Raw genomic sequence first — 18,922 nt, 5'->3', positions numbered from 1 at the left:
CCTCGTATCAAATTGAATGCTGTTCCACGCACCGCCGCGGCGGGCGCCGGCGCCTACCCTGGCGCCTGGCCGGAGTCGAACCCGGCTAATCGAATACCTCCGCCAGGCGCGGGGCGATCTTTTCCAGGGAAAGGATCTGCACCGCTGCATCGATCGCCGCCGCGGCCTTCGGCATCCCGTAGACTGCGCAACTGGCCTGGTCCTGGGCGATGGTGAGGAAACCGCGCTCGCGCATCTGCTTGAGGCCCTGGGCGCCGTCGCGGCCCATGCCGGTCAGCAGCACGCCCACGGCATCGCCACGCCAATAATTCGCCACGCTCTCGAAAAACACGTCGATGGACGGCCGGTAGACGAAAGAACGCGGTTCGGCGGTGTACACCAGCGAACCGTTGCGCAGCAGGCGGATGTGATTGTTGGTCCCCGCCAGCAGGATCTGCCCCGGTATCGGCGGCTCGCCATCGCGCGCCAGGCGCACCGGCAGCTTCGATTCGCTGGCCAGCCATTCGGCCATGCCGGCGGCGAATACCTCGTCGACATGCTGCACCAGCACCACTGCGGCATTGAAACTGGCCGGCAGTTGCTTGAGCAACACCGCGAGCGACGCCGGACCGCCAGCCGAGGCGCCGATCGCCACCAGACGCTGGCGCGCCCCGCCGGCCTTCGGCGGCACCACCTGGACCTTGCCACGGTTATCGCGCTGGCCGATCAGCCAGCCGACGTTCTGAATCTTGCGCAACAACGGCGCCGCCGCCGTTTGCGGGTTGCCGATGCCCAGCGCCGGCGTGTTCACCGCATCGAGCGCCCCATATCCCATCGCTTCGAAAACCCGGTGCACATTCTGCTCGATATCGACGGTAACAATCACGATCGCGCAAGGACTTTCCGCCATGATCCGACGAGTTGCCTCGACGCCGTCCATCACCGGCATGAGCAGGTCCATCAGCACCACGTCGGGCGTATCGGCGGCGCACTGGGTCACCGCCTCGGCACCGTTGCTGGCGACCCAGACGATCTGGTGCTGCGGCTCGAAGGCCAGCGCGCGGCGCAGCGCCTCGACGGCCAACGGCATGTCATTGACGATTCCGATCCTCAACCCTGTGCTTCTCCGATCAGGACGACGACGGCATCCAGCAAGGCCTCATCGTGAAAACTGGCCTTCGCCAGATAATAGTCGGCGCCGGCGTCGAGACCGCGCCGACGGTCCTCCTCACGATCCTTGTAGGACACCACCATCACCGGCAGCGACTGCAGGCGGCTGTCGCGACGCACCAGGGTGACCAGTTCGATACCGTCCATGCGCGGCATGTCGATATCGGTGATGAGCAGGTCGAAATGCTCCGAGCGCAGGGCGTTCCAGCCGTCCATGCCATCCACCGCCACTGCCACGTCGTAGCCGCGGCCGAGCAGGAGCTTGCGTTCCAGCTCACGCACCGTGAGCGAGTCGTCGACCACCAGGATGCGCTTGCGTTGCGCCCCGCCGGCCTGCCGCCGGCTGCGATCGATGCGCTCCAGGCGGCCGCTGCTGAGCAGCTTGCCGACCGAATGCAGGAGGTCCTCGACGTCCAGGATCAGCACCGGCGAACCGTCGTCCAGCAAGGCGCCGGCGGAAACGTCGCGCACCTTGCCCAGGCGCGGATCGAGAGGCATCACCACCAGGGTACGCTCGCCGACGAAACGCTCCACGGCGACGCCGTAGACCGCATCGCGGTCGCGCACCACCACTACCGGGATGGCCCCTTCGGTGCGGCTGCTCTCGGGCCGCTGCAGCAGTTGCGCAGCCGAGACCAGGCCGACATGGCGACCCTCGTACCAGAAGTGCTGGCGACCTTCGAGCTGGACGATCTCCTCCGCTTCCAGCTCGCACATGCGCTCGATGTGCGCCAGCGGGAAGGCGTAGGCCTCCTCGCCGATCTCCACCACCAGGCTGCGCACCACGGACAGGGTCAGCGGCACCTCGACGTGAAACAGCGCTCCCTGCCCCTGGCGTTGCTCCATGCGCACGCCGCCGCGCAACTGGCGGACCATGTGCTGCACGGCGTCCAGTCCGACGCCGCGACCGGACACCTCGGTGACCTGCTCGCGCATGCTGAAGCCGGGCAGGAAGAGAAACGCCAGGAGTTCCTCCTCGCTCAGTTGCGCCACGGTCTCGGCGGTGGCGAACTGGCGATTGAGCACGGTCTCGCGCAGGCGCTGCAGATCGATGCCGCCGCCGTCGTCGCTCAGTTCCAGGACCAGCATGCCGGCGTGGTGGCGGGCGCGGATGGTGATCCTGCCCTCGGCCGGCTTGCCGGCGGCGAGGCGGGTTTCCGGCGCCTCGATACCGTGATCGACGGCATTGCGTAGCAGGTGGGTGAGCGGCGCTTCGAGTTTTTCCAGGACATCCCGGTCGACCTGGGTGCTTTCGCCCTCGACCAGCAGGCGCACCTGCTTGCCCAGCGAGCGGCCCAGGTCGCGAACCATCCGCGCCTGGCCGCTAAGGACGTCGGCGAATGGCCGCATCCGCGAGGCCAGCGCCGCGTCGTAGAGCACCTGGGCACGCTGGCCGCCCTGCCAGGCGAACTCGTCGAGATCGGCGATGTGCTGCACCAGCATCTGCTGGCATTCGCCAATCAGTTGCCGCGCCTCGCCGAGCATGGCCTGGGCCTGCGGGTCGAGGGCGGTTTCCTGGACCGTCTCGCGTACCACGTCGAGCGCGCGGCTGGCGCTGGACTGCAGGCGACGCAGGCGTTGCAGGGAATCGGCCAGCGGCTTGATGCGCTGGAACTCCACCAGCGACTTGCTGGAGATATCCAGCAGCCTGTCCAGGCGTTCGGCGGTGACCCGCAAGACCCGGCTGCGGCGCTCCTCGGCCTGTTCGCCGCCCGCCTGCCCGGCGGGCTCCTCGTCGTTGTCGTCGCTGGCGGCCGCTGACGCCGCTGGCGGCGCCTCGGGGACCGCTTCCGGCAGACCGGGAGTCGTCGCCGGCAGCTCCGCGCGGGCCAGCGGCAGGCCGCTGCGCACCAGGCCTTCGAGGCGCAGCACCAGGCCGTCGATCTCTTCCCGCCCGGCGCCTTCGGCCCAGCCTGCGTCGCCGGCTGGCGGGGTGCCGATACGCAGCAACAGGTCGCAGCCCTGGAGCAACGCATCGATATGTTCCGATTGCAGGAGCAGGCGTCCGTCCTGCGCCTCCACCAGGCAATCCTCCATGACGTGCGCCACGCGCACGCCGGCGTCCAGCCCGACGATCCGCGCCGCGCCTTTCAGCGAGTGCGCGGCGCGCATGCAGGCTTCCAGTTGGTCGGCCTGGGTCGGGCTGCGCTCCAGCGCCATCAGGCCGGCGTTGAGCACCTGGGTCTGGGCCTCCGCCTCGAGCCGGAACAGCTCGAGCAGCGACGCGTCTCTCATCTGGTCCGGGGTCATGCCAGGCTCCGCGCTACGGCTTGCAGGAGAGGGCCTTCGTCGAGCAGGGTGATGCTCCGCTCGCGCCATTGCAGCACGCCGGCCACGTGCCGGCGCGAGGCCTGGCCGTCGGCGTGGTTGGGCGGCAGTATCCGCGCCAGCGGAATCGCATGGATGCCGTCGACTTCCTCCACCGGCGCCACCACCGGACCGCCGGCGGCGGAAATGATCAGCATGCGCGGAACCACCCGGCGCTCGCTGACCGGCGCGGCGCCGGGTTCGAGATCCAGCAGTTCGCCGAGGGAAAGGCAGGCGACCAGCGCGCCGCGCACGTTGGTCACCCCTTGCAGGGCGCGCGAGCGCTGGTGCGGCAGGGAATGGATAGGATTCATCGGCGCCACTTCCACCAGGCTGCCGGTGGCCAGGCCGAACCACTCTTCGCCCAGGCGGAACACCAGGATCGAACGCGTCTCGCCGAGGTCGCTCTGTTCGCGCTGGCTGTCCATCGTTTCGGCGCTGTCGAGCTGGTCCTGGCGCAGGGCGATGCGGTCCAGCAAGTAGGTCGCCGCGGCAGCGTAAACCTCGCAGTTGCGGCAATGGACATGCTCGGCCAGGCGTTCGCAGGACTTGTCGCCATGCACGCCGATGCGGTTCCAGCAGTCATCCACCTGTTGGGTATCGAGCAAGGTCAGGCTCGCCTCAACCATCTTTGTTCACTCCACGGGCCGCACGTTGCTGCAGGCGCCGGGCGCCGGCATGGTCGCCGCGAGCGGCGAGCAGCGCCGCCAGGTGCGCCAGCGCCTCGGCGTGCTGCGGCTCCAGGTACAGGGCCTTGCGGTAGAAATCCTGGGCTTCCTGCTCCTGCCCGGCGACATCGCTGAGCAGCCCGAGCCAGTAGAAGACCGTGGCCGACGGCCCACGCGCGGCCAGTTGGCGCTCGCAGGCGGCGCGCGCCTCGCGGTGCTGGCCGGCATCCGCCAGGCGGGCGATTTCGTCGAACTCGCCGACGGGACTGGCGAGGGGCTGGCCGCTGGCTGGCGGAACCAGGCTGGACAGCCGCTGGCGCGGTTTCGCCGGTGGCGGCGGCGAAGGCCGAATACTCGCACGCTCCACGGCGGCGGCAACGACCGGGCGCGCTCCGTCGCTCACCGCCTTGGGCCGCGCGCCGCGGGGCGCCTCGCTGGTCCGGCGGAACACGAAAGACAGCGGCACGCCGATCGGCTGCATGCCGTGCTGGCTGAGCAGGCTCGCCTCGGCCGGACCGATGAACATCGCGCCGTCCGACCGCAACAGGCGCTTGAGCACCTCGACCACCTCGCTCTGGGTCGGGCGGTCGAAATAGATCAGCAGGTTGCGACAGAACACGAAATCGTAGGGTGCCTCGCCCGCCAGTAGCCCGGGATCGAGCAAATTGCCGCAGCGGAAGCGCACCTTGCGGCGAACCTGCTCGGCCAACTGGTAGCCCTCGGCAACCTCGCTGAAATGGCGGTCGCGAAACCCCAGTTCGTCGCCGCGAAAGGAATTCCTGCCGTACACCCCGAGGCTGGCGCGCTCGATCACCCGAGCGCTGACGTCCAGGGCGTCGACCTCGAACAGGTACTCGGAGAGCCCGGCATCGAGCAAGGCCATGACGATGGAATACGGCTCCTCGCCGGTGGAACAGGGCAGGCTGAGGATCCTTAGCGCGCGTCCGCCGCCCAGGCTCGGCAGGCGCTCGAAGGCCAGCCTGGCGAGGGTGGTGAACGACTCCGGGTAGCGGAAGAACCAGGTCTCCGGCACCACCACCGCTTCGATCAGCGCCTGCACCTCGCCCGGCGAGCCGTTCAGGCGCATCCAGTATTCGTCCTCGTCGTGCAGCGCGAGGCCGCTCATGCGCTGGCGTACCGCGCGCTCGATCACCGCGCTGCCCACCGAGCTGGCATCCAGGCCGATCCTGCTCTTGAGCAGGCGTTCGAAGCGATCGTTCATGCCGTCCCCTCGCCGCACTCCGGCGGGAACAGCAGGGCGCGCACTTCGTCGGGCAGCAATGCCTCGACCCGCACCCATTGCACCAGTCCCCGTGGTCCTTCATAGACCGGACCGAGATAGCGGGCCCCGCCGTTGTCCAGGCCATAGTCGCGGAACGCCGACGGTTCGCAGCGCAGGGTATCGGTGGCCTGTTCGAGGATCAGTCCGAGCCAGACCGGCTCCCGGTCCTGGCGGGCGCGGTATTCGACCAGCACGATGCGCGTGCTGGTGCGGGCCAGCGCCGCGCGGCCGAAGGCCATTGCGCAGAGGTCGAGCACCGGGACCAGGACGCCGCGATGGGAGAACACCCCGGCGACCCATTCCGGCGCCTCCGGAATGCGCTTCAGGCGCAGCAGCGGCAGCACTTCGACCACTTCGCGGGCATCCAGGGCATAGCGGTCGCCTTCCATGCGGAACAGCAGGAACAGCTTGCTGGTGCGTCGATGATCGCCGGTGGAGCGGGACACGGTCACAGCCTCAGACTTTGAAGCGGGATACGCCGTTGCGCAGCCCGTTCGCCACCAGGTTCAGCTCATCGATGGCGAAGCTGGCCTGGCGCAGCGACTCCACGGTCTGCCCGGTGGCCTCGCCCAGTTGCACCAGCGCCTGGTTGATCTGCTCGGCACCGGTAGCCTGGGCCTGCATACCCTCGTTGACCATCTGCACCCGCGGCGCCAGCGCCTGCACCTGCTGGATGATCTGCGACAGTTGCTCGCCGACCTGGCCGACCTCGGCGATACCGCGGCGGACCTCCTCGGAGAACTTGTCCATGCCCATCACCCCGGCCGATACCGCCGACTGGATCTCGCGCACCATCTGCTCGATGTCGTAGGTGGCGACCGCGGTCTGGTCCGCCAGCCGGCGCACCTCGGTGGCCACCACGGCGAACCCGCGGCCGTACTCGCCGGCTTTCTCCGCCTCGATGGCGGCGTTCAGCGAGAGCAGGTTGGTCTGGTCGGCGACCTTGACGATGGTGGTGACCACCTGGTTGATGTTGCCGGCCTTCTCGTTGAGGATCGCCAGCTTGGCGTTGACCAGGTCGGCCGCACCCATCACGTGGTGCATGGTTTCCTCCATGCGCGCCAGGCCCAACTGGCCGGAACCGGCCAGGGTCGAAGTCTGCTCGGCGGCGCCGGAGACTTCGCTCATGGTCCGCACCAGGTCGCGCGAGGTGGCGGCGATCTCGCGAGAAGTGGCGCCGATCTCCGTGGTGGTCGCGGCGGTTTCGGTGGCGGTGGCCTGCTGCTGCTTGGAGGTCGCGGCGATCTCGGTGACCGAGGTGGTGACCTGCACCGAAGAACGCTGGGCCTGCGACACCAGGCCCTTGAGCTCTTCGGCCATGCCGTTGAAACCGGTCTCGATGGCGCCGAATTCGTCACGCCGGCCGAGGTTCAGGCGTGCGGTGAGGTCGCCACCGGCCATCAGGTCGAGGCTGCGGACGATCTTCTGGATCGGCTGGGTGATCGCCCGCAACAGCAGGAACCCGCAGATGCCGGCTACCACCACCGCCAGCAGCAGGGTCACCAGCATGCTCAGTTCGGCATCGTCCACCGCGTTTACGATGTTGTCCGAGGCGCGGTCGGCGATGTCCTTGTTCAGCTCGATCATCTCGTTGAGGTACTTGCGGCCCTCGCGCCAGTGCTCGGTCAACGGGCCGGCGACGAGCTTGCCGGCTTCCTCGAAGCGCTTCTCGCGGTAAAGCTCGAGCACCTTGTCGTGCTGCTCCAGGTAGTTCTTGCGCACGGCCTGGAAACCGGCGAGCAACTCGTGGTCGCGGGCCTCGTCCGGGTTCATGGTCTTCTGGTAGGAGGCGATCTGCTGGTCCAGGCGTTCCTCGCTGGCGAGGATACTGTCGGCCTCGGCCTTGCTCAGCTCGTGGTCGTCGGTGATGCCGAACAGTTCCTGGGTCTGCAAGTAGTTGTCGGTCCACGAACTGCGTACCAGCGTGATGAAGTACATCCCCGGCATGGCGTCGTCCTGGACACGGTAGGCGCCCTTTTCCACCGTCAACATCTTCACGTACGCAGTAGCGGCCATCAGCAGCATGATCGCGATGATCACGGCGAAACTTGCCAGGATTCGCTGGCGAACAGTCCAGTTCTTCACATTTTTCCCCAAGACTCGAGTCCGGATTCGTTCCTGCCACCACAACGGCCCGTCAATCGCGCGGACTGTATAGGCCGTCCCCGGCACCGGCAAGCAGCGCCATAGGGTTTTCCCGCTATTGTAGGCGCTGGAAAGGCGTTTTTTGACGCCAGAAGTGTGGCAGAAAGACAAAGAAAGAAAACTGGCAAGCCAGACTTTTCTGAGAAGACAGGCACATCACGGAGGGAATGTGCGCCCCGTCCCCATGCCGGGAACGGGGCGCGATGTCACCGGTGGATATCGGTATGGCGGGTTTCGCGGAGGAACAGCAGGGCGCAGACCAGGCTGCCGCCGGTGATCAGCACCGGATACCAGAGGCCGTAGAAGATGTCGCCGGTGTACACCACCAGGGCGAACGAGACCGTGGGCAGGAAGCCGCCGAACCAGCCGTTGCCGATGTGGTACGGCAGGGACAGCGAGGAATAGCGGATGCGGGTCGGGAACAGTTCGACCATCAGCGCCGCCAGCGGGCCGTAGCAGAGGGTGGAGATCAGCACCAGGGCGAAGATGATGGCGATCACCATCGGCTTGTTCACCTGGCTACCGTCGGCCTGCTGCGGGTAGCCTGCCGCCTTCACCGCGGCCGCCATCGCTTCGGCGTCGAAGCCGGCGATCTCGGTCTCGCCGATCCGCACCCTGACGTCGCTGCCGGCGGGCGCCGCCACCGTCGAGTAGGGCAGGCCGGCCTTGACCAGGAAGGTCTTGACCTTGTCGCAGGGGCTGTCGAAGGTCGCCTTGCCTACCGGGTCGAACTGGAAGGTGCAGGTCGCCGGGTCGGCCACCACGCTGATCGGCGACTGCCGGCTGGCCTGGTCGATGGCCGGATTGGCGTAGTGGGTCAGGCCCTTGAACAGCGGGAAGTAGAACAGCGTGGCGAGCAGCAGGCCGGCCAGCAGCACCGGCTTGCGGCCGATGCGGTCGGACAGCCAGCCGGCGACGATGAAGAACGGCGCGCCAAGCACCAGGGCGACGATCAGCAGACCGTTGGCGGTGCCACCATCGACCTTGAGCACCTGGGTGAGGAAGAACAGCACGTAGAACTGCGCCGTGTAGAAGGTCACCGCCTGGCCGGCATTGATGCTGAACAGCGCGGTCAGCACCACCTTGAGGTTGCCCCACTGGGTGAAGGACTCGCGCAGCGGCGCCTTGCTGACCTTGCCCTCGGCCTTCATCTTGAGGAACGCCGGCGACTCGCGCATGGACAGGCGGATCCAGGTGGAAATGCCCAGCAGGACGATGGACAGCAGGAATGGCAGGCGCCAGCCCCAGGTCTCGAACTCGTCGCCGGTCAACTGGCGGCAAGCCAGGATCACCAGCAGCGAGAGCAACAGGCCGAGGGTCGCGGTGGACTGGATCCAACTGGTGTAGCTACCGCGCTTGTTCGCCGGGGCGTGCTCGGCGACGTAGATCGCCGCGCCGCCGTACTCGCCGCCCAGGGCCAGGCCCTGGAGCATGCGCAAGGTGACCAGGATGATCGGCGCGGCGACACCGATCGAGGCATAGGTGGGCAGCAGGCCGACGGCGAAGGTCGACAGCCCCATCAGCAGGATGGTCACCAGGAAGGTGTACTTGCGCCCGATCATGTCGCCCAGGCGGCCGAACACCAGCGCGCCGAAGGGCCGCACCAGGAAGCCGGCGGCGAAGGCCATCAGGGCGAAGATGAAGGCGGTGGTGTCGTTGACGCCGGCGAAGAACTGCTTGCTGATCACCGCCGCCAGGGCGCCGTAGAGGAAGAAGTCGTACCACTCGAAGACCGTGCCCAGCGAGGAGGCGAAGATCACCTTGCGCTCCTCCTGGGGCGTGGTCGCAGGCACTGTGTAGGAAGGGGTCGTTGCGTACTCGGTCATTGCGGCTCTCCCGCCCCTTGTGGGGGCTCTTATTGTTGTCTGCCATTTCCGTTTTCAGCGTCGACCGCTGCGGCGCCGGGCGCCACGCGATACGGGGTGTAGCGATCCTCAGGCCTCCACCGCCTCCTTGCCGCCGGCGGCCATGGCGCTTTCGACGACCTGCGGCGCGGCCTCGCGGCGGCGCTCGGCGAGAATCATCTGCGCCGCCTTCTCGGCGATCACCAGCACCGGCGAACAGGTGTTGCCGGAGGTCAGGCTGGGCATGATCGAGGCATCGGCGATACGCAGGCCGGGGATTCCGTGCACCCTCAATTGCGCATCCACCACCGCTTGCGGCCCCTGGCCCATGCGGCAGGTGCCGGCAGGGTGGAAGATGGTGGTGCCGATCTCCGCCGCGGCGCGCTGCAGATCCTCTTCGCTGCGGTATTCCGGGCCGGGCTTGTACTCCTGCGGACGGAAGGCGGCCAGCGCCGGCGCGGCGGCGATGCGGCGGGTCAGGCGTATGGCGTCGGCAGCGACCTTCAGGTCGCGCGGATCGCTCAGGTAGTTGGGCTGGATCGACGGCGCCTCGCCCGGGTCGAGCGAGCGGATGCGCACCGTTCCCCGGCTGTGCGGACGCAGGTCGCAGACCGACGCGGTGAACGCCGGGAAGGCATGCAGCGGCTCGCCGAAGCGATCCAGCGAGAGCGGCTGGACGTGGTATTCGAGGTTGGCCGAGGGCTGCTGCGGATCGGAGCGGGCGAAGGCGCCCAGTTGGCTCGGCGCCATCGACAACGGCCCGCTGCGGCTCGCCAGGTAGCGCAGGCCCATGCCCAGCTTGCCCCATAGGCTGCCGGCGATCTGGTTGAGGGTGGGAACGCCGTCGACCTTGTAGATCATGCGCAGTTGCAGGTGATCCTGGAGGTTACCGCCGACCCCGGGCAACTCGTGGACGACCCCGGCACCGAGCCGCTCCAGCAGGTCCCGCGGGCCGATCCCGGAGCGTTGCAGCAGGCACGGCGAACCGATCGCGCCAGCGCTCAGGACGATCTCGCGGCGCGCCTCGAAGCGCTGCTCGCGGCCCTGCCAACGGACCGACAGAGCCCTGGCGCGGCCGTCCTCGAGGAGCACCCGCTGGACTTCGGCATGGGTCAGAACCGTCAGGTTGGCGCGCTGGGCGATGCCGCGCAGGAAGCCTTTCGAGGCATTCCAGCGCACCCCGCCGCGCTGGTTGACCTGGAAGTAGCCGCAGCCTTCGTTGTCGCCACCGTTGAAATCCTCGACGCTGGCGATTCCGGTCTGCGCCGCCGCCTGCTGGAAGGCATCGAGCAGCTTCCAGGAGAGCCGCTGGCGTTCTACCCGCCATTCGCCGCCGGCGCCGTGCATTTCGCTGGTCCCGGCGAAATGGTCCTCCATCCTGCGGAACAGCGGCAGCAGCTCTCTCCAGCTCCAGCCCGGATTGCCTTCGGCCACCCACTGGTCGTAGTCGCGGGCCTGGCCACGCATGTAGATCATGCCATTGATCGAGGAGCATCCTCCGAGCACCTTGCCGCGCGGGTACTTCAGGGAACGACCGTTGAGCCCGGGGACCTCGTCGGTGTCGAAGCACCAGTCGGTACGCGGGTTGCCGATGCAGTAGAGGTAGCCGACGGGAATGTGGATCCAGGGATAGTTGTCCGGGCCGCCGGCTTCCAGCAGCAGGACACGGTTGGCAGGGTCGGCGGAAAGCCGGTTGGCCAGCAGGCAGCCGGCAGGTCCGGCGCCAACGATGAGGTAGTCGTAGGTATCCAGTACCTCGGGCATGGCGAGCCTCGTCTTGTCGTTCTTGTGATGGGCCGTCGGACCTGCGGATGACCGGCAAGTCTCGAACGGCTTGAGGCTAGTCGTTCATTCGCGATAAAAAAACAAACGTTTCGGGGCAGCTATTGTTCGTTTTCTAACAGCACCCCCTCGGCCCGGCAGAAGGCGCTCCCCATGTTCGACTGGAATGACCTGCGTTTCTTCCTCGAGTTGCAGCGCAGCGGTCGCCTGCTGACCGCCGCCAAGCGTCTCGGCACCACTCACGCCACGGTGGCCCGGCACATCGAGAACATCGAGCGCGACCTCGGCACCCAACTGTTTGCCCAGCACACCGGCGGCTACCAGTTGACTCCGGCCGGCCAGGCGCTGCTCAAGCACGCCGAGGCGATGGAGAACACCGCGCTGCTCGCCCAGGAAGAAATGAGCCAAAGCATCTCGCCGCTGGGGCAGATCCGCATCGGCGTCACCGAAGGCCTCGGCAGCGTCTTCCTCGCTCCGCGCCTGGCGCAATTGATGCGCCACTACCCGGGCCTGGAGGTCGAGCTGGTCTCGGTGCCGCGCTTCGTCAGCATCACCAACCGCGAAGCGGACATCGCCATCTCCCTAGACCGGCCGAGCGCCGACCTGGTGATCACCCGCCTGCTGACCCGCTATCGCCTGGCGTTGTTCGCCAGCCCCGCCTACCTGGAACAGGCGCCGCCGCTACGCGACCGCGACGACCTCGGCAGGCACCAGTGGATCGGCTACGTCGACGACCTGCTGTTCAGCCAGGAACTGATGTTCCACCACAGTTTCTGCCGCCACCCGCAGGTCGTGTTCCGCAGCACCAGCGTGGTCGCCCAGCAGCAGGCGGCACAGGCCGGCATCGGCCTGGCGATCCTGCCGCACTTCATGGGTAGCCGCGATCCGTTGCTGGTACCGGTGCTGCCCGAGGAAAGCATCCAGCGCGAGTACTGGATGAGCACCCGGCGGGAGCTGCACCGCTCGGTGCGCCTGCGGGTGGTCTGGGACTTCCTGCTGGAGCTGTGCCAGCGCGAGCGAGAGGTTCTGCTCGGCCCTTCGGCAACGCCGCCGCCATGATGGCGGCGGTTATCCGCGGAACGACACTCCGCCGTCTCAGGCCAGGCGTTGCAGCGCCTGTCTGGCCTGGTTCTCCAGCTCCAGCTTGAACGAGGGTTCCAGGCGCAGCTGCCGCGCCAGCTCCTCAAGGTAGGAGCGCTCCATGAAGCTTTCCTCGTCGACCATCAGCAGGCTGGCCAGGTACATCTCCGCGGCGATCTCCGGGGTGCTCGCGGCACGGGCGATCTCGGCCGGGTCCAGCGGCTTGTTCAGCTCGCGCTCCAGCCAGCCCTGCACCTCGCGGTCGCTGGTCAGCTTGGCCACCTCGCCTTCGATCATCTGCCGTTCGCGCTCGTCGATGTGGCCGTCGGCCTTGGCCGCACCGACGATGGCCTGGAGGATCGCGTGGCTATGCACTTCGGCCTGGGCTTCCGGCAGGCGGTCGACGGTCTGCGGCTGCGCCTGCGGCGCGGCGCCGTTCTGTTGCTGCTGCCAGTTGTTGTAGGCCTTGTAGGCGATCACCCCGAGCGCGGCGAGGCCGCCGTAGGTGATCGCCTTGCCACCGAACTTGCGCGCCTTCTTGTTTCCCAGCAGCAGGCCGATGGCGCCAGCCGCCAGGGCTCCGCCGCCGGCGCCGGAAAGCAGGCTGCCGAGCTGTCCGCCGCCGCTGGCGCCGGGCTTGCCGCCGGTCTTGTTCTGCAACATTTCCTGCCCGGACTTGAGCAATTGGTCGAGCAAACCACGGGTATTCATGAGGAACCTCCAGGACGTTCGGTAACAACCGGATTCGACCGACTCTAGCCCTTCGCGTCCGCGCTGCCCGCCGGGAGTTTGCTTCGAGATATTGCCGGCCTCCGCGGACACCTTGGCAAAGCGCGACGCATGTCACATTTTTCCAGATAGAGGCCTAGTGCCAGCAGAAAGCCCTTCGACGCGCCGGCATGGCCCTCTAAACTCCGCGCCCGCCCGCGACTGCGGGTCGGCGTCCAACGCCAGCCGCTCCGCGCGCATTCGCAACAGCAAACTGTGAACATGGCTCCCCCGAGCCACCCACTGCCTCGCAAAGGACTTCCCATGACCATCTCCCGCCGCGACTTCCTGAACGGCGTAGCCCTGACCATCGCCGCAGGCCTGACCCCCGCCGAGATCCTCCGCGCCGCCCCCGGCGGCCGCTACTATCCGCCCGCGCTCACCGGCCTGCGCGGTAGCCATCCGGGCGCCTTCGAAGTCGCACACCAGATGGGCTGGGAGAAGAAGACCTTCGATGTCGACCACCTGCCGATCGAAGAGGAATACGACCTGGTGGTGGTCGGCGGCGGCATCAGCGGCCTCGCCGCCGCCTGGTTCTATCGCGAACGGCACCCCGCGGCGCGCATCCTCGTCATCGAGAACCACGACGACTTCGGCGGCCATGCCAAGCGCAACGAATTCCAGGCCGGCGGGCGCACCATCCTCGGCTACGGCGGCAGCGAGTCGCTGCAATCGCCGAACGCCCTCTACAGCGAAGACGCCAAACACCTGCTGAAACGCCTGGGCGTCGAGCTCAAGCGCTTCGAGACAGCCTTCGACACCGACTTCTACCCCGGCCTGGGCCTGTCCCGCGCGGTGTTCTTCGACAAGGCCAGCTTCGGCGTGGACAAGCTGGTCAGCGGCGACCCGACGCCGATGGTTGCCGACGAGGTCCCCCGCGATCGTCTCAATGCCCGCTCCTGGCGCGCCTTCATCGGCGACTTCCCGCTGAGCCGCGAAGACCGGGAGGCGCTCATCGCGCTGTACGAATCACCTCGCGACTATCTTGCCGGCAAGAGCGTGGAAGAAAAGGAAACCTACCTGGCGAAGACCAGCTACCGCGACTACCTGCTCAAGAACGTCGGGCTCTCGGAAACCTCGGTGAAGTACTTCCAGGGCCGCAGCAACGACTTCTCTGCCCTCGGCGCCGACGCCCTGCCGGCGGCCGACGCATACGCCGCCGGCTTCCCCGGCTTCGACGCCCTCGGCCTGCCGCAACCCAGCGAGGAGGCCCAGGCGGAAATGGACGAGCCGTACATCTACCATTTCCCCGACGGCAACGCCTCGCTGGCTCGGCTCATGGTGCGCGACCTGATCCCCGCGGTGGCGCCGGGCCGAGGCATGGAGGACATCGTCATGGCCCGCTTCGACTACTCGAAGCTGGACCTCGCCGGGCACCCGGTGCGCCTGCGCCTGAACAGCACCGCCGTCAGCGTGCGCAACCGCGCCGGCGGCGTCGATGTCGGCTACAGCCGCGCCGGCCGCCTGCACCGGGTACGCGGCAAGCACTGCGTGATGGCCTGCTACAACATGATGGTGCCGTACCTGCTGCGCGACCTCTCCGAGGAGCAGGCCCACGCGCTGAGCCAGAACGTCAAGTTCCCGCTGGTGTACACCAAGGTATTGCTGCGCAACTGGCAGGCCTGGAAGACCCTCGGCATCCACGAGATCTACGCGCCGACCCTGCCCTACTCGCGGATCAAGCTGGACTTCCCGGTCGACCTCGGCAGCTACCGGCATCCACGCGACCCGCGGCAGCCGATCGGCGTGCACATGGTCTACGTGCCGACCACCCCGAACGCCGGCATGGACGCCCGCACCCAGGCTCGCGTAGGCCGCAGCAAGCTCTACGCGATGAGCTTCGAGCAACTGGAAAAGGACATCCGCGACCAGCTCCAGGCCATGCTCGGCCCGGCGGGCTTCGACCACCGCCGCGACATCACCGGCATCACCGTGAACCGCTGGTCGCACGGCTACTCCTACTTCATGAATACCCTCTACGACGACGAGGCGGAAAGCGAAGCGCTGATGGAACTGGCGCGAAGCAAGGTCGGCAATGTCGCCATCGCCAACTCGGATGCGGCCTGGGATGCCTACGCCCATGCCGCCATCGACCAGGCGGTGCGGGCAGTCCGCGAACTGGGTTGAAGGACGGCGACGGCAGCGGAACCCGCGCTGCCGTCGCGCCCTTCCGATGTCCAGCAAGACTGACAGAAATGTACTGACAGCGATTTCAACCCCTACTCCACGAAAGCCGTTCAAAGACCCTATGTTTCTCGGCCTCCCCTCGAAATAACCTAGGGAAAACACATAGGAAATTTCCTACTAGCATTCAGAAAAGTCCTGATTAAACCGACAGACACCATCGCTAGAATTCGAGCCCGTCCGGAGCTGCCTCCTGGCGGATTATCCGCCTGCCGGCGTTGCCGGTAGCCGCTGCGGAAACCTCCACCTCGATCGGGTTCGATTTCATGAAAACACGCGTCATCCTCGTCGACGACCACGCCCTCACCCTGATCGGCATGCGCTATCTGCTGAGTGCGTACGACGACCTGCGGATCGTCGCCCAGGCCCAGGACGCCGATGGCTTGCTGGCGCAGCTCGAAGCGCACCCCTGCGACCTGCTGATCACCGACCTGATGATGCCCGGCAGCCAGCAGGCCGACGGCTTGCGCCTGGTGCAGAAGGTCCGGCGGCGCTATCCGGACCTGCCGATCATCGTCGTCACCATGCTCGGCAACCCGGCACTCGTTTCATCCCTGCTCAAGCTGGGCATTCACGGCCTGGTGAGCAAACGCGGCATGCTCGACGATCTGCCCAAGGCAATCCGCCACGCCGGCCGTCGACCATTCATCTCGCGCTCCATCGCACACCTGCTGGAAGTGGGCGAAGCCGAGCACGGCAAGCCGCTGGCCAGCCTCGAACAACTCACCCCGCGCGAAGTGGAAGTGCTGCGCCTGTACGGCAGCGGCCTGGCGGTCGGGGAAATCGCCATCCGACTGTGCCGCAGCAAGCAGACCATCAGCGCGCAAAAGAGCAGCGCCATGCGCAAGCTTGGCCTGGACAGCAATGCCGGACTCTTTATCTACATCCGGGAAAACGGCCTGGCCTGAGCAGCGCGGCCGCGATATGTCCGCCCCGCCAGCCCGCTTCGCAAGGTCCGCGCAGCCGCTAGAATGTCCCGCAGCGCCGGGCGTCTTCCGTGCCCGCCTCCACCAAAGGACTCTTTTCACATGGACCGTAACCGCCGCCTCTCCGCCCGACTCTGCCTCCTGCTGCTGGGACTCGCCAGCCAGGCCGAAGCCCGCGAACCGCAGCCCTGCGCGTCGCGACTGCTTGACGCCGTAGCCAGGCAGGTCGGCCACGATGGCTGGATAGCCCCTTCGTACGAATCTTCCGGTCCGTTCCTCGCCGTGGCCTGCAAGCCCTGGCCGGACGACCCCGCGCAGACGGTGATCGCCATGGCCTACCTGGATCCGGGCGACACCGCAGTGGAAGGCGAACGCCACCCGCATCTGCTATTGGCCAAGGCCGACAGCCGCAGCGGCAGGCTGCTCGAACGCTACGACAGCGACTTCGAAGAAGACGCCTCCGTCGCCGTCGGCAGCGACAGCCTCTGGCTGGACACCGCGCGCTATCGCCTGAGCCCGACGGTGCGCGCCTTCGGCGTGGTATTCCATAGCGTGGCGCGTGGCGCCAGTTGTCCGGAAGCCGGCTTCGACAACCTGCTGACCCTGGTGGTGCCGGCCGGCGAAGGCAAGCTGCGGCCGGTGCTCAATACCTACCTGGACCAGTGGAGGACGCTGAAAGGCTCGGTCTGCTCCGCCGAGCCCGGGTTCGAACAGGAAGTCTCGCACCTGACCCTGGAACTCGGCCGCGGACGCTCCAACGGCTTTGCCGACCTGGTCATCACCTCGCGGGTCAGCGACGGCGAAACGGAGAACGGCAAACCCTTGCGCACGGTGAAGCGCACGCTGCGCTATGACGGCGAGCGCTACCCGTTAGAGGAGTATTCGGACTTCTGGCACCGCCAGTGAGGGGAGACCGTGGCCAGCAGCCACGGCGAAACAGCGGAACCGCGCGCCCGCCGCAAGGGACGGACGCGCTCGGGGAACTCAGCTCTCGCTGGTTTCCTCGCTCTCTTCGACGGGCGCCGGCTCCTGCTCCGGCTCGCCTTCGTCGTCCTGCTCGTCGTCCGACTGGCAATACGGGGTCGGGTCCTGCGGCCAGATCGCCTTGCCATTGCCGTCGAGCAACTGTTCGGCGCCGCAATCGGTGGTGGCCACGGTGAAGCGCGGCTTGCCGTTCAGGTCGTACAGTGCGCGCAAGGTTTCCGTCGCCTCGTCGCCAGTGCCGCTGACTTCGTAGCCCAGGATGTAACCCTGCTGCGGATTCACCTCCAGCTTCTGCCAGAGCGCTGGAACCAGCGTGCGTCCCTGGCGATCGAGCAACACGGTGTGGGCAGCGTTGTCCATACCGTCGAGACCTTCCAGGAAACGACCGTCATACGCAGACTGGATGCTGATCAGTTCGCCCGGCTCCAGCAGCATCTTGCCGCTGCGGTCCATCAGGCCCACCACCGGCACCTGGCTTTCCGAACCCATGAAGCTGACGGTCTTCTGCGGCCCGCCCTTCTTCGCCACGACGAACAGGTCGTTGCCCAGCGCGCCGATCTGCGCATAACCCGGCTTCACCCACTCGCTGCCTTCGTCGAGGTTGAAGATGCCGAAGTCGGCGCTGAACAGGCCGGTGCTCACGCCGACGGCAGCCAGGCCGGGCACGTCGACGGTGTAGCCAAGCGCGGTGAGGCCGGCGCTGTCGGCCGAATCGTACTGCGGCTGCACCTTCCAGGCGCCGCTGCGATCGATCAGGCCGTACTTGCCCGACGAGCCATCTTCCATGCGCTGCTGGGCCAGCCCGCCCTGCTTGCCGAAGGCGCCGCAACCGGCGAACTGGGCGGCGATCGCCACCTTGCCCTGGTAGTCGAGGTAGCCACAGGGGCTGTCGTACTTCTCGCGGAACGCGACCAGGCCGTTGGCCGGGGTGCCCAGGTAATCGTAGCTCTTGCCGTCACCGACCACGTCGCCCTTGGCATCCACCAGTTGGGAGCCCTTGCCGATGACGCTGGCGCTCATCACGCCGTCGTGGAGGTCGCCCAGGCTCTCGTAGGCCACGGCCTTCTGTTCGCCGGTAGCGAGGTTGATGATCCACTTCTCCTCGCCACGCTCGGCGCTGATCAAGCCGCCGTGTTCGGCGACGCTGCCGTTGACCAGGGTGGTGTCGTAGAGCGCCTCGGTGAGCTGCTTGCCCTTGGCATCGAGGATGCCGCGCTTGCCATCGATCTCGTAGATGATGAATTCGTTGGCACTGTTGGGGTAGATGTCGTCGAAACGCGGCGCCTGGACTTCCTTGCCCTGGCCGTCGACCACGCCGTACTTGCCATCGCGGACGAAGCCATAGAGGTTGGGGGTGAGCAGCGACAGGGCTTCGCCGATATCGTCGCGCAACACCTTGCCGTCCTTCGCCTGGATCAGGTTCCAGCGCTCCTCGCGCGCCGCCATCAGGGTGCCCTGGTAGGCGCTGGCGACGATATTGTCGTAGTCGTTGTCGAACGGCACGAGCAGCTTGGCGTCCTGGTCGATCACCGCGCACTGGCCGTTGAGGCATAGCGGGATGCTCAGTGCAGCCATGCTCGGTGCGGCCGGTTGCGGCGCGACCGCCGCAGGCTTCGGCGCATCGTCGCCCTGGTTGCAGGCGCTGAGGAGCAAGGTGGAAACGGAGACGGCGAGGGTGTTGCGGCCGATACGCGACAGTCTTTGCATGCGGATATGTTCTCGTATGATCCCTGAGATATGTGTCCAGCCGCGATGCGCGCGACATCGCGGAACGCGGTAGCCTTCCCGACAGAAAGGCGCGGG

Annotated in this window: 14 protein-coding genes; 4 read left to right on the top strand and 10 right to left on the bottom strand. The window is 67.1% G+C overall.

Annotated elements, in window-relative coordinates; all coding sequences use genetic code 11:
- Positions 1-85: 85 nt before the first annotated feature.
- The 8 genes from wspF to HMPREF2716_RS26210 all read right to left on the bottom strand — a co-directional run bounded on the left by wspF (position 86) and on the right by HMPREF2716_RS26210 (position 11,159).
- Entirely contained in the window at positions 86-1,093 is a 1,008-nt protein-coding gene (gene wspF / locus HMPREF2716_RS26245) for a Wsp signal transduction system protein-glutamate methylesterase WspF (RefSeq protein ID WP_003092534.1), read from the bottom strand.
- Positions 1,090-3,399 carry a Wsp signal transduction system sensor histidine kinase WspE gene (wspE, locus tag HMPREF2716_RS26240; protein ID WP_003103736.1) on the bottom strand — a complete coding sequence of 770 codons (2,310 nt, stop codon included), beginning with the start codon at positions 3,397-3,399 and terminating at the stop codon, positions 1,090-1,092. Before wspE ends, wspF begins: the two co-directional genes overlap by 4 nt.
- Positions 3,396-4,085, bottom strand: coding sequence for a chemotaxis protein CheW (locus tag HMPREF2716_RS26235; protein ID WP_003103738.1), 690 nt, complete (start codon positions 4,083-4,085; stop codon positions 3,396-3,398). The genes wspE and HMPREF2716_RS26235 overlap by 4 nt, the downstream gene beginning before the upstream one ends.
- Positions 4,078-5,346, bottom strand: a complete 1,269-nt coding sequence (locus HMPREF2716_RS26230) for a CheR family methyltransferase (protein ID WP_003122132.1) — start codon at positions 5,344-5,346, stop codon at positions 4,078-4,080. Before HMPREF2716_RS26230 ends, HMPREF2716_RS26235 begins: the two co-directional genes overlap by 8 nt.
- Positions 5,343-5,858 (bottom strand): chemotaxis protein CheW, encoded by a 516-nt coding sequence (locus tag HMPREF2716_RS26225; RefSeq protein ID WP_003106290.1) that lies wholly within the window; start codon positions 5,856-5,858, stop codon positions 5,343-5,345. The genes HMPREF2716_RS26230 and HMPREF2716_RS26225 overlap by 4 nt, the downstream gene beginning before the upstream one ends.
- Positions 5,859-5,862: 4 nt before the next feature.
- On the bottom strand, positions 5,863-7,491 hold the full coding sequence (gene wspA, locus HMPREF2716_RS26220; protein ID WP_003106291.1) for a Wsp signal transduction system chemoreceptor WspA: 1,629 nt from the start codon (positions 7,489-7,491) through the stop codon (positions 5,863-5,865).
- 266 nt (positions 7,492-7,757) lie between these two features.
- Complete coding sequence (locus tag HMPREF2716_RS26215) at positions 7,758-9,377, bottom strand: MFS transporter (RefSeq protein ID WP_023517933.1); 1,620 nt, start codon at positions 9,375-9,377, stop codon at positions 7,758-7,760.
- A gap of 108 nt (positions 9,378-9,485) precedes the next feature.
- The gene (locus HMPREF2716_RS26210) at positions 9,486-11,159 is read right to left on the bottom strand and encodes a GMC family oxidoreductase (RefSeq protein WP_003159433.1); all 1,674 of its coding nucleotides are present in this window, start codon (positions 11,157-11,159) and stop codon (positions 9,486-9,488) included.
- Between the two features lie 171 nt (positions 11,160-11,330).
- Here HMPREF2716_RS26210 and HMPREF2716_RS26205 point away from each other — a divergent pair, with 171 nt between their 5' ends.
- The gene (locus tag HMPREF2716_RS26205) at positions 11,331-12,236 is read left to right on the top strand and encodes a LysR family transcriptional regulator (protein ID WP_003092552.1); all 906 of its coding nucleotides are present in this window, start codon (positions 11,331-11,333) and stop codon (positions 12,234-12,236) included.
- Positions 12,237-12,272: 36 nt separating this feature from the next.
- Here the strand turns inward: HMPREF2716_RS26205 and HMPREF2716_RS26200 are convergent, their stop codons facing one another.
- A complete protein-coding gene (locus HMPREF2716_RS26200) occupies positions 12,273-12,968 on the bottom strand; it encodes a tellurite resistance TerB family protein (protein WP_003092554.1) in 696 nt (231 codons plus the stop codon).
- Between the two features lie 321 nt (positions 12,969-13,289).
- On the opposite strand from HMPREF2716_RS26200, the gene HMPREF2716_RS26195 reads away from it, so the two are divergent.
- The 3 genes from HMPREF2716_RS26195 to HMPREF2716_RS26185 all read left to right on the top strand — a co-directional run bounded on the left by HMPREF2716_RS26195 (position 13,290) and on the right by HMPREF2716_RS26185 (position 17,041).
- Positions 13,290-15,152: a flavin monoamine oxidase family protein gene (locus tag HMPREF2716_RS26195; protein ID WP_003113842.1), complete on the top strand. Its 1,863-nt coding sequence runs from the start codon at positions 13,290-13,292 to the stop codon at positions 15,150-15,152.
- Between the two features lie 323 nt (positions 15,153-15,475).
- Positions 15,476-16,117, top strand: coding sequence for a two-component system response regulator TtsR (locus HMPREF2716_RS26190; protein ID WP_003092560.1), 642 nt, complete (start codon positions 15,476-15,478; stop codon positions 16,115-16,117).
- Between the two features lie 120 nt (positions 16,118-16,237).
- Entirely contained in the window at positions 16,238-17,041 is an 804-nt protein-coding gene (locus HMPREF2716_RS26185; protein ID WP_003162524.1) for a PA3715 family protein, read from the top strand.
- A gap of 78 nt (positions 17,042-17,119) precedes the next feature.
- Here the strand turns inward: HMPREF2716_RS26185 and HMPREF2716_RS26180 are convergent, their stop codons facing one another.
- Positions 17,120-18,826: a WG repeat-containing protein gene (locus tag HMPREF2716_RS26180; protein WP_003100693.1), complete on the bottom strand. Its 1,707-nt coding sequence runs from the start codon at positions 18,824-18,826 to the stop codon at positions 17,120-17,122.
- Between the last annotated feature and the right edge of the window lie 96 nt (positions 18,827-18,922).

Origin of the sequence: Pseudomonas sp. HMSC076A11 (genome assembly GCF_001810205.1) — a bacterium.
Classification (GTDB): Bacteria; Pseudomonadota; Gammaproteobacteria; order Pseudomonadales; family Pseudomonadaceae; genus Pseudomonas; species Pseudomonas aeruginosa.
The sequence above is the reverse complement of the archived record's forward strand: the minus strand, read 5'-3'. Positions and strand labels throughout refer to the sequence as shown.

Bases quoted from the DNA above. Each gene is read 5' to 3' on its own strand.
- HMPREF2716_RS26190 (WP_003092560.1), top strand. From the start codon at position 15,476: ATGAAAACACGCGTCATCCTCGTCGACGACCACGCCCTCACCCTGATC.
- HMPREF2716_RS26195 (WP_003113842.1), top strand. From the start codon at position 13,290: ATGACCATCTCCCGCCGCGACTTCCTGAACGGCGTAGCCCTGACCATC.
- HMPREF2716_RS26230 (WP_003122132.1), bottom strand. From the start codon at position 5,346: ATGAACGATCGCTTCGAACGCCTGCTCAAGAGCAGGATCGGCCTGGAT.
- HMPREF2716_RS26215 (WP_023517933.1), bottom strand. From the start codon at position 9,377: ATGACCGAGTACGCAACGACCCCTTCCTACACAGTGCCTGCGACCACG.
- HMPREF2716_RS26210 (WP_003159433.1), bottom strand. From the start codon at position 11,159: ATGCCCGAGGTACTGGATACCTACGACTACCTCATCGTTGGCGCCGGA.
- HMPREF2716_RS26180 (WP_003100693.1), bottom strand. From the start codon at position 18,826: ATGCAAAGACTGTCGCGTATCGGCCGCAACACCCTCGCCGTCTCCGTT.
- wspE (WP_003103736.1), bottom strand. From the start codon at position 3,399: ATGACCCCGGACCAGATGAGAGACGCGTCGCTGCTCGAGCTGTTCCGG.
- HMPREF2716_RS26200 (WP_003092554.1), bottom strand. From the start codon at position 12,968: ATGAATACCCGTGGTTTGCTCGACCAATTGCTCAAGTCCGGGCAGGAA.
- HMPREF2716_RS26205 (WP_003092552.1), top strand. From the start codon at position 11,331: ATGTTCGACTGGAATGACCTGCGTTTCTTCCTCGAGTTGCAGCGCAGC.
- HMPREF2716_RS26185 (WP_003162524.1), top strand. From the start codon at position 16,238: ATGGACCGTAACCGCCGCCTCTCCGCCCGACTCTGCCTCCTGCTGCTG.
- HMPREF2716_RS26235 (WP_003103738.1), bottom strand. From the start codon at position 4,085: ATGGTTGAGGCGAGCCTGACCTTGCTCGATACCCAACAGGTGGATGAC.